Annotated in this window: 26 protein-coding genes and 1 pseudogene; 26 read left to right on the top strand and 1 reads right to left on the bottom strand. The window is 37.4% G+C overall.

Annotation, left to right across the window (positions count from 1 at the left end; all coding sequences use genetic code 11):
- The first annotated feature begins 1 nt into the window (after position 1).
- The 7 genes from I6L50_RS00135 (at position 2) to I6L50_RS00105 (ending at position 3,967) form a co-directional block, all read left to right on the top strand.
- Positions 2 to 424 carry a hypothetical protein gene (locus I6L50_RS00135; protein WP_219299863.1) on the top strand — a complete coding sequence of 141 codons (423 nt, stop codon included), beginning with the start codon at positions 2 to 4 and terminating at the stop codon, positions 422 to 424.
- Positions 408 to 1,142: a sigma-70 family RNA polymerase sigma factor gene (locus I6L50_RS00130; protein WP_219299861.1), complete on the top strand. Its 735-nt coding sequence runs from the start codon at positions 408 to 410 to the stop codon at positions 1,140 to 1,142. The genes I6L50_RS00135 and I6L50_RS00130 overlap by 17 nt, the downstream gene beginning before the upstream one ends.
- 115 nt (positions 1,143 to 1,257) lie before the next feature.
- Positions 1,258 to 2,058: a phage antirepressor KilAC domain-containing protein gene (locus tag I6L50_RS00125; RefSeq protein ID WP_219299859.1), complete on the top strand. Its 801-nt coding sequence runs from the start codon at positions 1,258 to 1,260 to the stop codon at positions 2,056 to 2,058.
- A 392-nt stretch (positions 2,059 to 2,450) separates the two neighbouring features.
- Positions 2,451 to 2,825 (top strand): ArpU family phage packaging/lysis transcriptional regulator, encoded by a 375-nt coding sequence (locus I6L50_RS00120; RefSeq protein WP_219299857.1) that lies wholly within the window; start codon positions 2,451 to 2,453, stop codon positions 2,823 to 2,825.
- Between the two features lie 339 nt (positions 2,826 to 3,164).
- A complete protein-coding gene (locus tag I6L50_RS00115; RefSeq protein ID WP_219299855.1) occupies positions 3,165 to 3,338 on the top strand; it encodes a hypothetical protein in 174 nt (57 codons plus the stop codon).
- Between the two features lie 106 nt (positions 3,339 to 3,444).
- Positions 3,445 to 3,684 (top strand): hypothetical protein, encoded by a 240-nt coding sequence (locus tag I6L50_RS00110; protein WP_219299853.1) that lies wholly within the window; start codon positions 3,445 to 3,447, stop codon positions 3,682 to 3,684.
- Between the two features lie 49 nt (positions 3,685 to 3,733).
- The gene (locus I6L50_RS00105; RefSeq protein WP_219299851.1) at positions 3,734 to 3,967 is read left to right on the top strand and encodes a hypothetical protein; all 234 of its coding nucleotides are present in this window, start codon (positions 3,734 to 3,736) and stop codon (positions 3,965 to 3,967) included.
- Here the strand turns inward: I6L50_RS00105 and I6L50_RS00100 are convergent.
- Entirely contained in the window at positions 3,964 to 4,344 is a 381-nt protein-coding gene (locus I6L50_RS00100) for a DUF2513 domain-containing protein (RefSeq protein ID WP_219299849.1), read from the bottom strand. The two genes, I6L50_RS00105 and I6L50_RS00100, sit on opposite strands and share 4 nt — an antisense overlap.
- A 125-nt stretch (positions 4,345 to 4,469) precedes the next feature.
- Between I6L50_RS00100 and I6L50_RS00095 the strand changes: the two genes are divergently transcribed.
- The 19 genes and pseudogenes from I6L50_RS00095 to I6L50_RS00005 all read left to right on the top strand — a co-directional run.
- The gene (locus tag I6L50_RS00095; RefSeq protein WP_257475341.1) at positions 4,470 to 4,844 is read left to right on the top strand and encodes a hypothetical protein; all 375 of its coding nucleotides are present in this window, start codon (positions 4,470 to 4,472) and stop codon (positions 4,842 to 4,844) included.
- Positions 4,831 to 5,043 (top strand): hypothetical protein, encoded by a 213-nt coding sequence (locus I6L50_RS00090; RefSeq protein ID WP_219299847.1) that lies wholly within the window; start codon positions 4,831 to 4,833, stop codon positions 5,041 to 5,043. The genes I6L50_RS00095 and I6L50_RS00090 overlap by 14 nt, the downstream gene beginning before the upstream one ends.
- 128 nt (positions 5,044 to 5,171) lie before the next feature.
- The gene (locus I6L50_RS00085; RefSeq protein ID WP_219299845.1) at positions 5,172 to 5,423 is read left to right on the top strand and encodes a hydrolase; all 252 of its coding nucleotides are present in this window, start codon (positions 5,172 to 5,174) and stop codon (positions 5,421 to 5,423) included.
- An 11-nt stretch (positions 5,424 to 5,434) separates the two neighbouring features.
- Complete coding sequence (locus I6L50_RS00080; protein WP_219299843.1) at positions 5,435 to 5,689, top strand: hypothetical protein; 255 nt, start codon at positions 5,435 to 5,437, stop codon at positions 5,687 to 5,689.
- A gap of 15 nt (positions 5,690 to 5,704) precedes the next feature.
- Positions 5,705 to 5,890, top strand: coding sequence for a hypothetical protein (locus tag I6L50_RS00075; RefSeq protein WP_085308802.1), 186 nt, complete (start codon positions 5,705 to 5,707; stop codon positions 5,888 to 5,890).
- Positions 5,880 to 6,257 carry an HNH endonuclease gene (locus tag I6L50_RS00070; protein WP_219299841.1) on the top strand — a complete coding sequence of 126 codons (378 nt, stop codon included), beginning with the start codon at positions 5,880 to 5,882 and terminating at the stop codon, positions 6,255 to 6,257. The genes I6L50_RS00075 and I6L50_RS00070 overlap by 11 nt, the downstream gene beginning before the upstream one ends.
- 125 nt (positions 6,258 to 6,382) lie before the next feature.
- Entirely contained in the window at positions 6,383 to 6,886 is a 504-nt protein-coding gene (locus tag I6L50_RS00065; protein ID WP_219299839.1) for a phage terminase small subunit P27 family, read from the top strand.
- 1 nt (position 6,887) lies between these two features.
- On the top strand, positions 6,888 to 8,582 hold the full coding sequence (locus I6L50_RS00060; protein WP_219299837.1) for a terminase large subunit: 1,695 nt from the start codon (positions 6,888 to 6,890) through the stop codon (positions 8,580 to 8,582).
- Between the two features lie 187 nt (positions 8,583 to 8,769).
- Positions 8,770 to 10,023, top strand: coding sequence for a phage portal protein (locus I6L50_RS00055; RefSeq protein ID WP_219299835.1), 1,254 nt, complete (start codon positions 8,770 to 8,772; stop codon positions 10,021 to 10,023).
- A complete protein-coding gene (locus I6L50_RS00050; RefSeq protein WP_219299833.1) occupies positions 10,010 to 10,720 on the top strand; it encodes a head maturation protease, ClpP-related in 711 nt (236 codons plus the stop codon). The genes I6L50_RS00055 and I6L50_RS00050 overlap by 14 nt, the downstream gene beginning before the upstream one ends.
- A gap of 37 nt (positions 10,721 to 10,757) precedes the next feature.
- A complete protein-coding gene (locus I6L50_RS00045; protein ID WP_219299831.1) occupies positions 10,758 to 11,930 on the top strand; it encodes a phage major capsid protein in 1,173 nt (390 codons plus the stop codon).
- Positions 11,931 to 11,950: 20 nt separating this feature from the next.
- Positions 11,951 to 12,238, top strand: coding sequence for a head-tail connector protein (locus I6L50_RS00040; protein WP_219299829.1), 288 nt, complete (start codon positions 11,951 to 11,953; stop codon positions 12,236 to 12,238).
- Positions 12,225 to 12,548, top strand: a complete 324-nt coding sequence (locus I6L50_RS00035; protein WP_219299827.1) for a phage head closure protein — start codon at positions 12,225 to 12,227, stop codon at positions 12,546 to 12,548. Before I6L50_RS00040 ends, I6L50_RS00035 begins: the two co-directional genes overlap by 14 nt.
- Positions 12,541 to 12,975 carry an HK97-gp10 family putative phage morphogenesis protein gene (locus I6L50_RS00030; RefSeq protein ID WP_219299825.1) on the top strand — a complete coding sequence of 145 codons (435 nt, stop codon included), beginning with the start codon at positions 12,541 to 12,543 and terminating at the stop codon, positions 12,973 to 12,975. Before I6L50_RS00035 ends, I6L50_RS00030 begins: the two co-directional genes overlap by 8 nt.
- Entirely contained in the window at positions 12,972 to 13,331 is a 360-nt protein-coding gene (gp17, locus tag I6L50_RS00025; protein ID WP_219299823.1) for a tail completion protein gp17, read from the top strand. The genes I6L50_RS00030 and gp17 overlap by 4 nt, the downstream gene beginning before the upstream one ends.
- Positions 13,332 to 13,937 (top strand): major tail protein, encoded by a 606-nt coding sequence (locus I6L50_RS00020; protein ID WP_219299821.1) that lies wholly within the window; start codon positions 13,332 to 13,334, stop codon positions 13,935 to 13,937.
- Positions 13,938 to 13,949: 12 nt separating this feature from the next.
- Positions 13,950 to 14,267, top strand: a complete 318-nt coding sequence (gene gpG / locus I6L50_RS00015; protein WP_219299819.1) for a phage tail assembly chaperone G — start codon at positions 13,950 to 13,952, stop codon at positions 14,265 to 14,267.
- A gap of 29 nt (positions 14,268 to 14,296) precedes the next feature.
- Positions 14,297 to 14,473: a hypothetical protein gene (locus tag I6L50_RS00010; RefSeq protein ID WP_219299817.1), complete on the top strand. Its 177-nt coding sequence runs from the start codon at positions 14,297 to 14,299 to the stop codon at positions 14,471 to 14,473.
- 15 nt (positions 14,474 to 14,488) lie between these two features.
- Positions 14,489 to 15,123: pseudogene (locus I6L50_RS00005) on the top strand (phage tail tape measure protein); the annotation flags it as partial.

Genomic DNA, 15,123 nt, shown 5'->3' with positions numbered 1-15,123 from the left:
TATGAAACTCAACAAAGAAGAACGAATCCAGCTTACCTATCAGATTGGCGATATCATCGAACAGAAATGTAGACGGTGTTATTACAACCGTTCAGATGAGGCGAGTTTCAGTATCAACATATGTACCAATTGCCCAACTGGTCAGGAGTTACGCCAGTTGGGTAGGTATTTTGATACAGAGCCGAGACAGCGTGCAGGGAGACCTGGAAATATGCCGGATGGATTGACGCCAGTGCATGTAAGAAAACTCAATGGGCAAGGAATCCCAGACAAAGAAATCAGTCTCATTTTTGAGCGAAGTCCATCTTACGTGAGTAAATTGAAAAATAAATGGAGAAAGAAAGGATTATGGGAAGGGCCAAATCGGGCACCAAAGAAATCGAAGAAACGGAAAAGAGGAAGCGGAAATGGCGAAAGCAATTGAAGATGTGAGAGCGATGTCAGATGAGGAATTTATGAGTAAATATGAAAATTTGGTGCATCACTTTATCTGGAAGAGATATACAGGAAAGTTAGATATCATAAAAGGAAATACAGGTTTGGAGATGGAGGATTTGGTGCAGTGCGGGATGATGGGTCTCATAAAAGCGAGAAGGGATTTTAATCCTAATCTGGGTTATCAGTTCTCCACGTATGCGATACCGAAAACTCACGGAGAAGTTGGAAAGCTTATGATGAATAGTCACAAGATAAAGGTGCCAAGAGCTTTATATCAACTGAGAGGGAAAATGATGAGCCAAGGATTGATGGAGGAAGATACAGAGACGCTTTGTAAACAACTGGGTGTGCCTCTTCCAGAAGTGAAAGAGGCATTACAATATCAACCCAATACAAAGTCTTTACAGGATGTCATGTATACATCAGCGAGTGGTGGTAATGAAGAAATTCTGTTAGAAGACATACTGGAAGATACACAAGCAATAAATGAGGTGGGAGAAGTGGAGAATCATATGGTCCTTCAATCATTTTACCAAACACTTGAGCACCCAGAATTGATCGTGTGGGATATGCATTCGAAACATAAAACGCAGCAAGAAATTGGGAGGAGAGTGGGGAGATGTCAGGTGCAAGTCGGTAGAATATTGAAACGAATTCAGAAAAGAGCGAATGAGTTTGGAAAAGAGCAGGGGCTAGCGACATGAATATGACTGGGTGAATCGTTCGGTGGTTATTTTAAATTAAGTACCTTTGTAAAAAAATAAAGGATAAATGAAGATTGTTTCATTCAAAAATTGTATAGAAAAGGGGAAATGAGAAATGACGCAAATGCAAACATTTTCACATAACATGTTCGGTAATTTAGAGGTCTTCATTCAGGATGGAAAAGAGTATTTTCCGGCAACAGATGTGGCGAAAGTACTTGGATATTCAGATCCGCATAAAGCCGTGAAGCAACATACAAAAGAGGATGGGTGGGCGATTTGCCCAGTCATCGATTCACTAGGAAGAGCACAAGAGAAGAAGTTCATTAACGAAGGAAATTTATATAGATTAATTGTGAAATCCAAACTCCCACAAGCAGAACAATTTGAAAAATGGGTGTTTGAAGAAGTACTCCCCAGCATTCGAAAACACGGGGTTTACATGACACCACCTACGATAAACGCCTTACTACAAGACCCAGATTTACTCATCGGTTTGGCGTCTCAACTCAAACATGAGCAACAGGCAAGGCAAGTGGCCGAGCAAAAGAATCTCATGTTAACACAACAAGTCGCAGAGAACGCATCTAAGATTACATACCTCGATCAAATTCTTCAGTCAAAAGATACGGTGACAGTCTCACAAATTGCAGCTGATTATGGATTATCTGCAGTTCGATTAAATAAAATTCTAAAAGATGAAAAAGTACAGTATAAAGTAAATCATCAATGGTTGTTATATGTGAAACATCAGAATAAAGGTTATACCAAATCGCAGACAATTGATGTCAAACATTCGGATGGAAGTAAATCTATAAAGATGAATACACGCTGGACACAAAAAGGTAGGTTGTTTATCCATGACATGTTAACGAAACGTGGAATTATTCCTGAAATGGATAAGGAGGCGGTTTAAATTTTATACTGCAGAAAAACGACCTCATAGAACTGGGTAAATTCGCTTTAGAATCTTTTTTGAATGTCATAGGTATTGGATGAGAAATAACGTGTTAAAAAGAAGAATAGGATGTTTAAATTAGGGGTAGGGATTGTAACAAAAAGAGGAACTCTTTTGTAAGAGTTCCTAAGGTAGCTGACAAGTTAACAAGAAAAGAAATAATAATGTATGTGTAGTATAACCTAATAAAGCAAATGTATGCAAAATAAAAAACAGCTAGCCAAAACTAGCTGTTTTTCCGTTCCAAGGACTAGAAGCGTTTAGTTAACAATTCAATTAAGGAAGAAAGCCGCGCCAAGGCTTAGTTACAGCGTGCAAGAAAAATAAGATTTTATGCAGGAGGATGACACATGAATCAATTATCTTTTTTTACCTATGTTGATGAGAAAGAAATCCGTCCTTTTGTGATAGAAGAACTGAAAAAATATAAGGTGTTACGTGTTCGGTTTCAGAATCAGCGAGAACGAATGGAGATAGGTGCAGAACTCTTATTTCCGGAATTACGAAAAATAGATATCCATGAACTGAAGTATAGACAATTACATCGTGCGTTTGAACATGCGTTAGATCAAGACGAACAACGAATATTGGAAATGAAGTATATGAGTGCGACAGAGTTAAACGATGATTATATTTATACAGTATTAGGGATGAAGAGAGGCAAGTTTTATCGGAAACGAAAGTCAGGAATTTTGAATTTTGCAACTGCATTAGAGATGATATAAAAAATAATGGAACTTTTGGGGTACTGTTTGGGGCACTAAATCGGGTACCTTTTTTATGTGGAATCGGAGGTACGATATTTCTACAGCAACTGTTTGGAAGACAGAAGGCCGTGGGGATAGCGTATCCACCATCATGTGAAGTGATGTGAGTGGGCCCCATTATCAAAACGTTACCGAAGAACGGGCATGGGCGGTAGGAACCCGCGATAGGACGAAAAGACCAAGGGGAATTATATATACGACCACGGTTCTAGATGGTATCGTGGTCTTGTTTATTTATAGCAAGTAGTGATAATATCTGTTGGAACACAATATCAATAGGGAGAGGATGGTGATCGTATGGAAAAAATATTTGCCACACATGTGAGCTTGGTAAATGGAAAAACGCATATCTTACATATGAAGTTGGAGAGTTTTTTAGATAAAGTGATTGCTCCAGATGGAAGTTTTAGGGTAGGGTTGATACGTTTTGATGATATTGTAATGAATCCAGAACATATCGTTTCTGTATAACAAGTAACTTCTGTACGAGCGCGTAGATCGAGTCGAACTATATAGGGAATTTTGAAAAAGCATCCATAATGGGTGCTTTTCCTATTTTATGAGGAGGCGAAGAGATATGTTTTTCAAAAGAAAGAAAAAGAAGGAACACAATAAGAAATTGAAGCAAGAATATGGAAACAGAAATAGCGATGGTACAACAAATGATTGGTTGATTCACCATACGACAACATCAAGTGCAATCAACTCTAGTTTAGATTATGATGGCTATGATAGTAGTAGTCATTCATCTTCATGTTCGTCGCATCCATCGTATGATTCAGGAAGTTCATTTGATAGTTCGTCAAGTTGTGATTGATTAATTAGCTGAATAGCTGCTTTTTTTATTTTGGAGGAGGATGGTTTATATGACGGCATACCATAGGCCGGTTTGGACAGAAAAAGTGGATACAAATACAGCAGTTTGGGTGAAAGGGTATTCGATTGACAATCCGACTGCAGGAACCGAAGCAAAAAGTCAGCTCAATCTCGAACTGACTTTTATGAGTAATGATTATTCGCCAAATAAGTACAAGGTGTTTTTAGAAGAATTTGAACGGTTTCTAAGTGAACATGGGTACTTAAATGGTGAACATCGTTAAGGTAATCCTATAAAACCAGTTGTAACTTTTACAGCTGTTGCTGAGATTACACTTAAAGGAACACTAGACAACTTTTTAGTAAGTTCTTTTGTTTTAGCCCAAACTTTGGAGTCTCTAATAGTATCTAGGAGTTCATGTCCTGAAAAAGTAATCGATCCTATTCCTAGAGCATAAATTTCATCTCCATCAAACTGGTGAGATCCGTTTATGTATCCAGCTTCTATAAGTTTTAAAATGGCGTATATAGATTCGTTTTCGCCGTATTTGTTAAAAGTATTAAATTCTTTTAATTGATGAAGATGAATGTGTTGACCTAGGTTTAATTTTTCTTCAAGTTCTAAAAGAACAGAACGAATACAATCTTGATTTAATTTCATGTTATCACCTTCTTATATTCTATAAATTCGACAAAAAAGAAGGTAGTCCTACAAATTAAATCGCAGGAAAAAAATGGTAATGAAAGCGTTTAAATAGAAGTTTTTATTTTGGAGGAGGATGAAGGATGGAAGATATAGATGTTATAAAGCATAGACTTGAAACCTTAGAATCAACAACAAAACAAATGTATACGGAGAAAATGGTAATGAAAGGAGCAATTAATCATTTGAGTGAAACTGTAGATACATTAAGGAAATATGTTAGCGATTTAGAAAAAAAGTTATCCAAGAAAGTGGATGTAACTGAAATTAAACAAGTAGTTAAACGATCTGAATTAATTACAAAGATTAATGATAGAAAATCAATTGGAATGGATTGTAAAGTTGGGGTTTCATTAGACGGGAAAGTTATAGCGAAATCTGTAGTTGAACATAAAACGGATGGTATCAAGATGACTGTAACTGATATCAAAGGAGCCAGAATAAATGAAACTAACTAAACAAGAACAAGCGGTTGTAATTGCTACATTCTTTTCAATGTTAGGACAAGACCTTGTAAATGAGCGTATCGATAAACAGAAATTAGAAAGTGCTATTCCATTATTTAATGAGATGGAAGATAACACCACACCAAAGCAAAAAAGAGAAGCGATGGTTAGTTTGCTCGATAAAACAATGGATGAATTTCTGAAGGCTTAGACATAAAAAAACGGAAGAAACTTGTTGGCTTTCAAGTTTCTTCCGGTGGAAATGTACTTTCATTATAACAACTTGTATTTATTTGTGAATAGATAATCAGAATATTCTTTCGAAAGGAATGAGGATAGATGGAGAACAATTTGCAAAAGAAGATTGATGCGCTGGGTCTTCTTACCGTGGATGAAACATCATATAACAAATACCTAAAACCTCATGAAGAAGCATACAAACAAGCTAAGTTAGATATCAATCACTTCAAGTATTATAAACTGTATGGTCAGGAACACATGCTTTATTCTGTAGGATATCTTGAACGGACTTCAATGGAAGAGTTATTAGAAAACGATAAATACAATCATTGTTTATTCAAGAAAGAATAGGAGTGAGAATAATGCAAGTCTACTGTTCTAACTGCAATAAAGAATACGATATGCAACCACAAGTCGTAAAGATTCCTAATCGTATTGAGAAGTGTTACTTCACATGCCCTCATTGCAATCATGAACATGTTGCTGCATATGTGAACGATAAAATTCGTAAGCATCAAACTGATATAGCGAAGTGTCATGAACGGATTAATAAAAAGAATCTTGCTATTGAGGATGAAATGAAACGGGTAAGGAAGAGGATGGGAGTAACTAAGTAAAGGAGTGCGACGGTAATGTATAAGAAACGTATTGAAGATAAAGAAGAATTGTTACGTGTTATGGGTGCGTTAGATGAACTTGGGAAGGATTATACGATAATTAAAACCACTAAGCATGTTCCTTTACCACCAGTTACTTATCCAAAACGAACTTGGGTTATTGAAGAGTCGAATAAGGATAGCGATTCCGATGCCAAGTAAACCATTCAAACCCTGTAAGTCGTTAGGTTGCAACGAACTAACAAGAGATAAGTATTGTGCTAAACATTTAGAAAAAGAAAAAGAAATCGTAAGATATTACGACAAACATATTCGAAACAAAAGCTCACGTTCATTCTACAACTCAAGACTGTGGAAGGGTATGCGTGGACTTATTTATCGTAGAGATCATGGCTTATGTGTTCAGTGTAGAAGCAAAGACATCATTCAGATAGGTGATGTAGTCGATCATATCATTCCTATTCGTGTTGATTGGTCGAAACGATTAGAAGCATCTAATTTACAAACGCTTTGCCATGCTTGCCATAACAAGAAAACAAAAGAAGATGAGAAGGTCTACAAGCGTTGATGTGGAGAAGAGATACGGAAGGATACCCCACCTTCGAGGGGTGGTCAGGGCACCTCTTGAGACCGGTGACAAGCTTTCTGCGTAAAAAATTCGTTTTATTTGGTAAAACAGAATGAAAGGAGGAGATGGGGAAAATGGGACGGAAAGCGAAGCCGATTCATCTGCATATTTTAGAAGGGAATACGAATCGATTAACAAGAGAAGAAATCAAGAAACGCTTAGAATCTGAAAAGCGATGGAAAGCCAAAAGCGACAAGGTTAAATCACCAACATGGTTAGATGCAGTTGCGAAGAAAGAATTTAGACGAATTGCAGGGGAGTTACTAGAATTAGAAGTGATGACAAATATAGATGTGAATGCATTAGCACTGTATTGTGATGCGTATGCGGACTATATGGCATGCACGAAGATTATCCAAGAAGAGGGATTACTTGTGGAATACACCAACAAAGCAGCGGAAACAAATAAAGTCCCTCATCCACTCTTAACCAAGAAAAAGCAACTCCATGAACAAATGAAGGCGATAGGTGTAGATTTCGGATTTACTCCAAGCGCAAGGGCGAGAATTGTGATGCCGCGTGCGAAAAAAGGGGCGCAAACAACTGTAGAAAAGGAGTTTGGCGTATAACATGATCAGACAATGGATGTTGGACTACTGTGAGGATGTACGAAATGATGAAGTCGTTGCTTGTCAGAAGCATAAACAAGCTTGTAAACGATTTGTAAGAGATATTGAGCGTGAAGGATCTGAAGATTTTCCATATGTTTTTAAGGAAGAAAAAGCACTTCGTTTCCTAAAGTGGATGTCTCTTTTTAAACATACAAAAGGAAAGTTAGCAGGTCAGAGAATGGAACCACATTCGATACAAATTTTTGTGTTTAGCAATATTTATGGATGGGTTCATAGAAATACGGGATTACGTCGATTTAAAAAAGCTTATTGGCAAGTAGGTCGCAAAAATGCAAAGTCACAATCTTTAGCGTGCGTCGGTTCATATGAAGCAATGGCCTTTGGTGAGAATATGTCTGAAGTATATGTTGGTGCCACAAAAACAGAGCAAAGTAAAATTGTTTGGAATGAGATTAAGGCCCAAATGAATGGGTGTGACGATCTAAAAGATAAATTTAATATTGCTTATGGGAAAATTGAACACTTAAAGACAAATTCTTTTATTTCCGCACTTTCAAAAGATGCTGGTAAATCTGGTGATGGATTGAATGTTCAGTGCGGTATTATTGATGAATACCATGCCCATCCTACTTCTGAAATTTATGATGTTCTGGTGTCAGGTTCAGGTGCTCGTCCGAATCCACTCATGATGATTATTACAACAGCTGGTTTCAACTTGAGCCAACCTTGTTACCGTGTGGAATATCAATATGTTTCTAAGATTTTAGACCCGAATATTGATATTGAAAATGAAGAATATTTTGTGATGGTCAATGAATTAGATAAGGATGATGAAATTACGAATCCTGAAGTCTGGGAGAAAGCGAATCCCATTTTATGTAGTTATGAAGAAGGGCAATCTTTCTTAAAAGGAGAATTGCAATCAGCATTAGATGTTCCAGAAAAAATGCGGAATTTCCTGACGAAAAACATGAATCGTTGGGTGGATAGGAAAGAAAATGGGTACATGGACATGCAAAAATGGAAAGATTGCAAGGAAACGGTGGAATTATCCGAATTAAAAGGGTTGGAATGTACTGTAGGTGTCGATTTATCAGCCAAAATTGATTTAACCAGTATTTCATTCGAGTTTAAAAAGGATGATAAATATATCGTGTTAAGTCATAGTTTTATGCCGGAAGATACGTTAGCTGAAAAGAGACAAACGGATAAAGTGCCATATGATTTGTGGGTACAACAAAAATGGATTACGACAACACCTGGTGCGGTAGTTGATTATGAATTTATCAAAACACATATTAGAAATATGGAAAAAGATCATAAGTTTAAGATTAAAGAAATATGTGCGGATCCTTGGAATGCAACGCAATTCATGCAAGACATGGAAGCGGAAGGGTATACGATGATAGAAATACGCCAAGGGATGGCAACTCTATCAGGTCCTACAAAAGATTTTAGAGAACAAGTGTATCTAAAGAAAGTCATCCACAATAACAATCCTGTATTAAATTGGGCCACTAGTAACGCGATAACAAAACAGGATGCGAACGAAAACATCATGTTGGACAAGTCAAAGGCAACCGAAAGGATTGATCCAATTGCGGCTGTCATCAACTCACACGTTCGCTGTATGCTCAATTCTGGTGAAGTGGACTTAAATTCCTATATTTTAAGTCAAGATTTCTCGTTTTAGGAGGAATGACATGCGCTTTTTATTATTTTTCATCAGTATTTTAGAAGATATTCTATTGATTTCGGGGTTGTCCATTATTGTTGGGACGACTTTTTTTATTCATCCAATTTACGGATGGTATCTGCTGGGAATCATTCTTATACTGATCGGGGTGGTGATCGCGAGGAAATAGAGGGGAGGTGAAAATATGATATTCCGGAATTTGTTTCGCAATCAGGATACGACCGATCTAAGAAATCCAGCACCTTGGTTTCGGAGTTTATTTAGTTATGAAGCAACGAGCGGAGAACGGGTTACCGTAGAATCTTCGTTAGGTGTACCAACGGTATACCGGTGCGTGAACATTTTAGCGAATAGTGTTGCGATGCTTCCGTTTCAAACGTTTAAAAAGACAGCGAAGGGAAGAGAACGGGATAAGGCGCATCAAGTCTCATTTGTGCTGGAAAGGCGTCCGAATCCGTACCAAAGTCCGTTTAAATTTAAACATTTAATTGAAACGCATCGGAACACGTGGGGCAATGCGTATATCAACATCCACTGGGGAGTGGATGGAAGACCAAAAGAATTGTGGGTGTTGAATCCAGCTGTCACAAACCCCGTTATCGATGTGAAAACAAATCAACTGTGGTATTTCACGAGTTTACCAGATGGGACACCTGTGAAACTAGCAGCTGATGATGTCATTCATCTCACGACATTATCGACTGATGGTCTGAAGGGGAAACCACCGATTCAAGTCGCAAGAGAATCGATTGGAAGCTCACAGGCAGCGCAAAAGTTCAAGGGGAAATTCTATAGGAAAGGTGCGACCCATAGTGGGTTGCTAAAAACAGCGCAACCCCTGAATAAAGAGGCAAAAGACAAGCTTCGTGATGCGTGGGAAGAAGCCAATACAGGTCTGAGTAATGCGCAGCGTATTGCGATATTAGATGCAGGTCTCGAATTTGAAAAAGTGGGTATGCCGTTAAAAGATGCCCAGTTTATTGAAGGTATGAAATTTGATAAAGGTGAAATCGCAAATATTTTTAACATTCCCTTGCACATGATTAATGAATTAGATCGTGCGACATTCTCCAATATTGAACAACAAGCACTGGATTTTATTCAAAATACACTTAGCCCGATTCTCATTCAGTATGAAGAGGAATTTTCTTATAAAGTCTTTTCTTTTGGTGAACAAAAACGATATTATCTCAAGTTTAACTTAACCAGTCTTTTACGAGCGGACCAGAAATCTAGAGCGGAGTTCTATAACATTATGTTAGATAGAGGTGTATTTTCTATTAATAAAGTTTTAGAACTTGAAGATATGGATGGTATTGGTGAATTAGGTGATAAGAGCCGAGTCGATTTAAATCATGTATCTATTGAAATTGCAGATGAATACCAATTAGCGAAAGCTAGTGGAGGTTCGTCGCTGAAAAGAGGTGAGGGCAATTAAAGACGTGTTTACTATTAAAAATCAAACGGATTCTTCAACGGACCTATTTATCTATGGTGACATCATAAATAATACAGGTTGGAAATGGGATGACTCTGACATTATGCCCGATGATGTAAAAAACATTTTGGGGCAATTGGATGATAAAAGTAACCTGAACATCTATGTAAATAGCGGTGGGGGTTCAGTATTCGCTGGCTTAGCTATTTATAATATGTTAAAGCGCAATAAAGCCCAAAAAACTGTTTATGTGGATGGTGTTGCAGCTTCCATCGCTTCTGTAATCGCCCTAGCTGGTGATCGTGTTGTTGTCCCTTCTAACGCATTTTTAATGATTCATAGGCCTTGGACCTATGCAGCTGGAAATGCAATTGATTTCCGAAAGGCAGCAGAAGATTTGGATAACATTGAGTCTGGAATCATGAATGTATACAAGGAAAACTTAAAAGAAGGCATTGGAATTGAAGAAATTCAACAATTAGTAGATGCTGAGACCTGGTTAAGTGGTGAACAAGCTGAAAAATACTTCAACATCGAAGTTGTGGAAGCAAAAGAAGTCGCAGCATGTATGAGTGATTATTTTGATAAATATCAAAAAACACCTAATAAAGTAGTAGCAAAGGCTCCTTCTATTCCAAAGAAGGATAATAATGAACAATTAAAAATACAAAATGCACTAGACCTTTTAGAAATATAGGTCTATTTTTTGTGCCAAAACAAGGAGGAAATACCGAATGGATAAACAGGAACAAGAATTACGTCAGAGGGTTGCTGATTTAAAAGCTAAGGCTGAAGAGTTAAACAATAGCGGGAAAGTAGAAGATGCAAGAGCTAAAATTGAAGAATTAAAAGATGCAAAAAATGAATTCGATAATTATTTGGCTATGAAGGGCATTGAAGTTCCTGAACCTGTAAATTCACAAACAGGGGCTTTACCTCCAGCACCAGTTAAAAATGAAGATTCATCGTACAAAGAAGTATTTATGAAAGCTATTCGTGGTCAAAGTTTAAGCTCTGAAGAAGCAATCATCATGCAAGAATATAAGGCAGCACTATCTGAGAATAAAGGTGAAGATGGTGGATACATTGTTCCAGAAGATATCACAACTACAATTAATCAGTTAAAACAAACAACAGATAGCTTAGAACAATATGTAAATGTACAACCTGTTTCAACAAACAAAGGATCTCGTACATTAGAAAAACGTGCAGCATCTACACCATTTGCACCACTATCTGAGTATGGAAATCCAAATGCAATGCAAGAGATTACTTCTCCGAAATTTGACCGTATACCTTACGCAATTGATGATTATGCAGGTTTCTTACCAGTACCAAATGATTTATTAAGTGATACAGATCAAGCTTTAGAAAATTATTTACGTAGTTGGATTGCGAAGAAATCAATTGCGACTCGAAATTATTTGATTTTACAAGAGATTAATAAGCTTACAAAAGTTGATTTAAAGGACTATAACGGACTAAAGAAAACATTGAATGTAACTTTAGATCCAGCTTTTGCAGTAGTAGCAAATATTATCACAAACCAAGATGGATTTAACTACTTAGATCAATTAGAGGATAAAAATGGTCGTCCGCTACTTCAACCAGACCCAACAAATCCAACGCGAAAACTTTTCGCTGGTAAGCCAGTAATTGTCTTATCAAACAAAACAATTGCTACAGATAAAGATGGTAAAGCACCATTTATCGTTGGTGATTTGAAAGAAGCAGTTGTGTTATGGGATAGACAACAATTATCTATCGATATGACGAAAGAAGGCGGAAACGCTTGGAGAAGCAATACAACTGAATTCCGAGCAATTGAACGTGAAGACGTTACATTATGGGATGCAGAAGCGGTTGTGTATGGGCAAATTACAGTTGTGGCGAAAACAGGAGCTTAATGATATAGGAGGTGTCCTTCTTGGTACTGAAATTAGAGGAAGCTAAAGAGTATCTTCGTGTGGATGGCGATGAGGAGGACTCCCTCATTTCATCCTTTATAACAGCAGCTGAAATATATATTAAGAATGCAACAGGTAAAACTGTAGATGTAAAGAGTGAGCTTGCTAAACTAGCGGCTCGTATCTTAATTTCTCATTGGTATGAAAACCGTGAAGTGGTTGGAAAAGCTGAACAATTAGCATTCAGTTTGCAGTCAATATTAGTTCAATTGCAATATTGCGGTGGTGATTCAAATGAATCCGGGTGATTTAGATAAACGTCTTGTATTTCAAATAAAAGATGAAGATGCAAAGAGCCCGGATGGTGAGCCAATAGATGGTTATAAAGATTCTTTCGCTGTATGGGGTTCTTTCATTTTTTTAAAGGGAAGAAAGTACTTTGAAGCAGCCTCAGCCAACAGTGAAGTACAGGGTGAAACAGAAATCCGATTCCGTGCTGATGTGAATGCTGATATGAAAATTAAGTATAAGAACACGATTTATGACATTGTTTCAGTGATTTCAACTGAAAGACACATGTTATCAATTATGTGGAAGCGTGGTGGTATGAATGGGTAATGGTGTTGATTTTTTAGGATTTGACCGTCTCATTTCTGAATTAGAGCAAATGGGTCTACGTGGAGAAAAGATTGAAGATAAAGCCCTTGCAGCGGGTGGGGAACTGATTCGAAAAGCTATTTCAGAAATAGCTCCAAGGAGTGATAGCCCTAAAAAATCAACGAAAAGCGAATCGTGGCGTACAGGACAACATTTGGCTGATAATATACGAGTTACAAAAGCGAAAATGGAAGGCGGCATAAAAACTATTAAGATTGGAATAGACAAAGCGGATCGTTCTCCATATTTCTATGGGAAGTTCGTAGAATGGGGAACATCTAAAATGCCAGCTCAACCATTTATAGAACCAGGATTTAATTCTTCAAAAGAAGCTGCGGTTCGTGCTATGACAGACATTTTGAAGAACGAAATGAGGCTGAATTTATGATAAATCTACGCCCTGAAATTTTGCAAGCTCTTGAAAATAATCAGGAGCTTGTTTCTTTGTTAGGGGGAAAGCGAGTCTATTATCGTAAAGCCAAGCATGCAGAAGAATTTCCACGTATTACATTCTTCGAATTAGACAATAGGCCAAGTGGATTTGCGGATAATGAGGAAGGTGAAAGTGAAATCACATTTCAAATCGATATTTGGTCAAAGGTCAGTACAACAGCAATTCATCAAAAAGTGAATGCAATTATGAAAAGTATTGGTTTCTCGCGTTATGCGGTTGCTGATCTATATGAAGAGGATACACAAATTTTTCATTACGCGATGCGATTCGCGAAAGGAGTGGAGTTATAGATGGCTGGAGAGGTTATTACAATTAGTTCGACTGTTGGTGTCGATAGTCTTGTTTATGCAAAATTAACAAAAGATGATATAACAGGTGTTGCGTATGCAACGGTAAAGAAATTGGAAGGTGCAGTAAAGGTTAAAACATCTAAAAAGGTAGCTTCTGAGATTATGTGGAGCGATAACAAGAAATCAGAAATCGCTGAGTCTGACGGTGAAGTCGAGGTTGAAATTGAAGTTCGAGGACTTTCACTATCCACGAAAGCAGATATTGAAGGATATCCAGAAGTTAAGGATGGTGTATTAGACGAGAAACGAGAGGGGGAAAAACCATATGTAGCGATTGGATACCGTTTTTTAAAGGCTAACGGTAAGTATCGTTATGTTTGGTTACTTAAAGGAAAACTTTCACAAGAGGAAGAAGAAGCTGAAACGAAAAAAGACAAACCGAACTTCCAAACAACAAAACTGAAAGGATCATTCATTGAGCGTGATTTTGATGATAGACCAAAATTTACAGCTGATGCCGATGAACCTACGTTTACAAAAGTTGTAGGAGATAATTGGTTTAGTAAGGTATATGAAAAAGCCGTAACACCACCAACAGGCAAGTAGGAGGAATAAACTATGAAACTAACATTACGAATCAATAAGGAAAAGAAAACTTTTCATTTACCGGGGTTCATTCCAGCTCGTTTAATCCGTCAAGCACCTGAGCTTGCTGATATTCCAAATAATCCTGGTCCAGAGGATATGGATAAAATGGTTCAATTTGTAGTGAATGTTTTCGATGAACAATTTACATTAGATCAATATTGGGACGGTGTGGATGCTCGTAAGTTTTTATCGACAACTTCAGAGGTAATTAACACTGTTATCAATGAAACTGTGGAAGCGGCTAGTGGTACACCTGGAACTGGAGAAGAAGAAAACCCAAACGCGTAGAGGGGGGAGGGATACCGTTCAGTGAGTTTATGGACGAGCTCTACCTCTCTTTATTACGTCAAGGATATAAACATCATCATATCGATAACGAAATGGATATTTGGCATTATTTAAGGATAAATCGAAAGCATCGTGAACAAGGTAATTCAAATAGTGAAAATCAAAATTCAAATGAAATAGAAGTTCCAGCTGAAAACATTATCTAACGAGGGGGTGAGACATTGGCAAATGAAATGAATCATTTAGTAGTTAAGCTTTCCCTTGATAATGTGAATTTCCGTCAAGGTATAGCAAATTCAGGACGTGCGGTAAGGACATTACAGAATGAATTGAAATCTGTAAGTACAGGTATGGGTGGTTTCGCTAGTGCTAGTCAACAAACACAAGCGAAAATGGATACTCTAAGTAGGCTCATTGACGCGCAAAAAGAGAAAGTTAAAGCGTTACGGCAAGCATATGATCAAAATAAGGCTAAATTAGGTGAGAATGATGCAGCAACTCAGCGATACGCTTCACAAGTTAATAAAGCTGTTGCTGATTTAAATAGATTTGAAAATGAATTAAAGCAAGTAAATAAGCAAGCTGAACAAAAAGGGATGGATAAATTAAATCATTCTTTACAATCCCTACAGGCTGAATTTCAGTCTATTACAACAGGCATGGGCGGTTTTTCTCATGCAACTGAACAGACACGAGCGAAAATTGATGTTCTCACTCGTACGGTAGATAAGCAAAAAGAAAAAATTAGGGAACTTCAACAAGCCTATAATCGTGCAAAAACAGAAGAAGGTGAAGCGAGTCAGTCAGCGCAACGATATGCTGAACAAATTCATCGAGCCACAAGTGAGTTAAATCG

Source organism: Bacillus sp. FDAARGOS_1420, assembly GCF_019344915.1.
GTDB classification, from domain to species: Bacteria; Bacillota; Bacilli; order Bacillales; family Bacillaceae_G; genus Bacillus_A; species Bacillus_A mycoides.
Note: the sequence above shows the minus strand (reverse complement) of the source record. Positions and strands in the feature narration are given on the sequence as shown.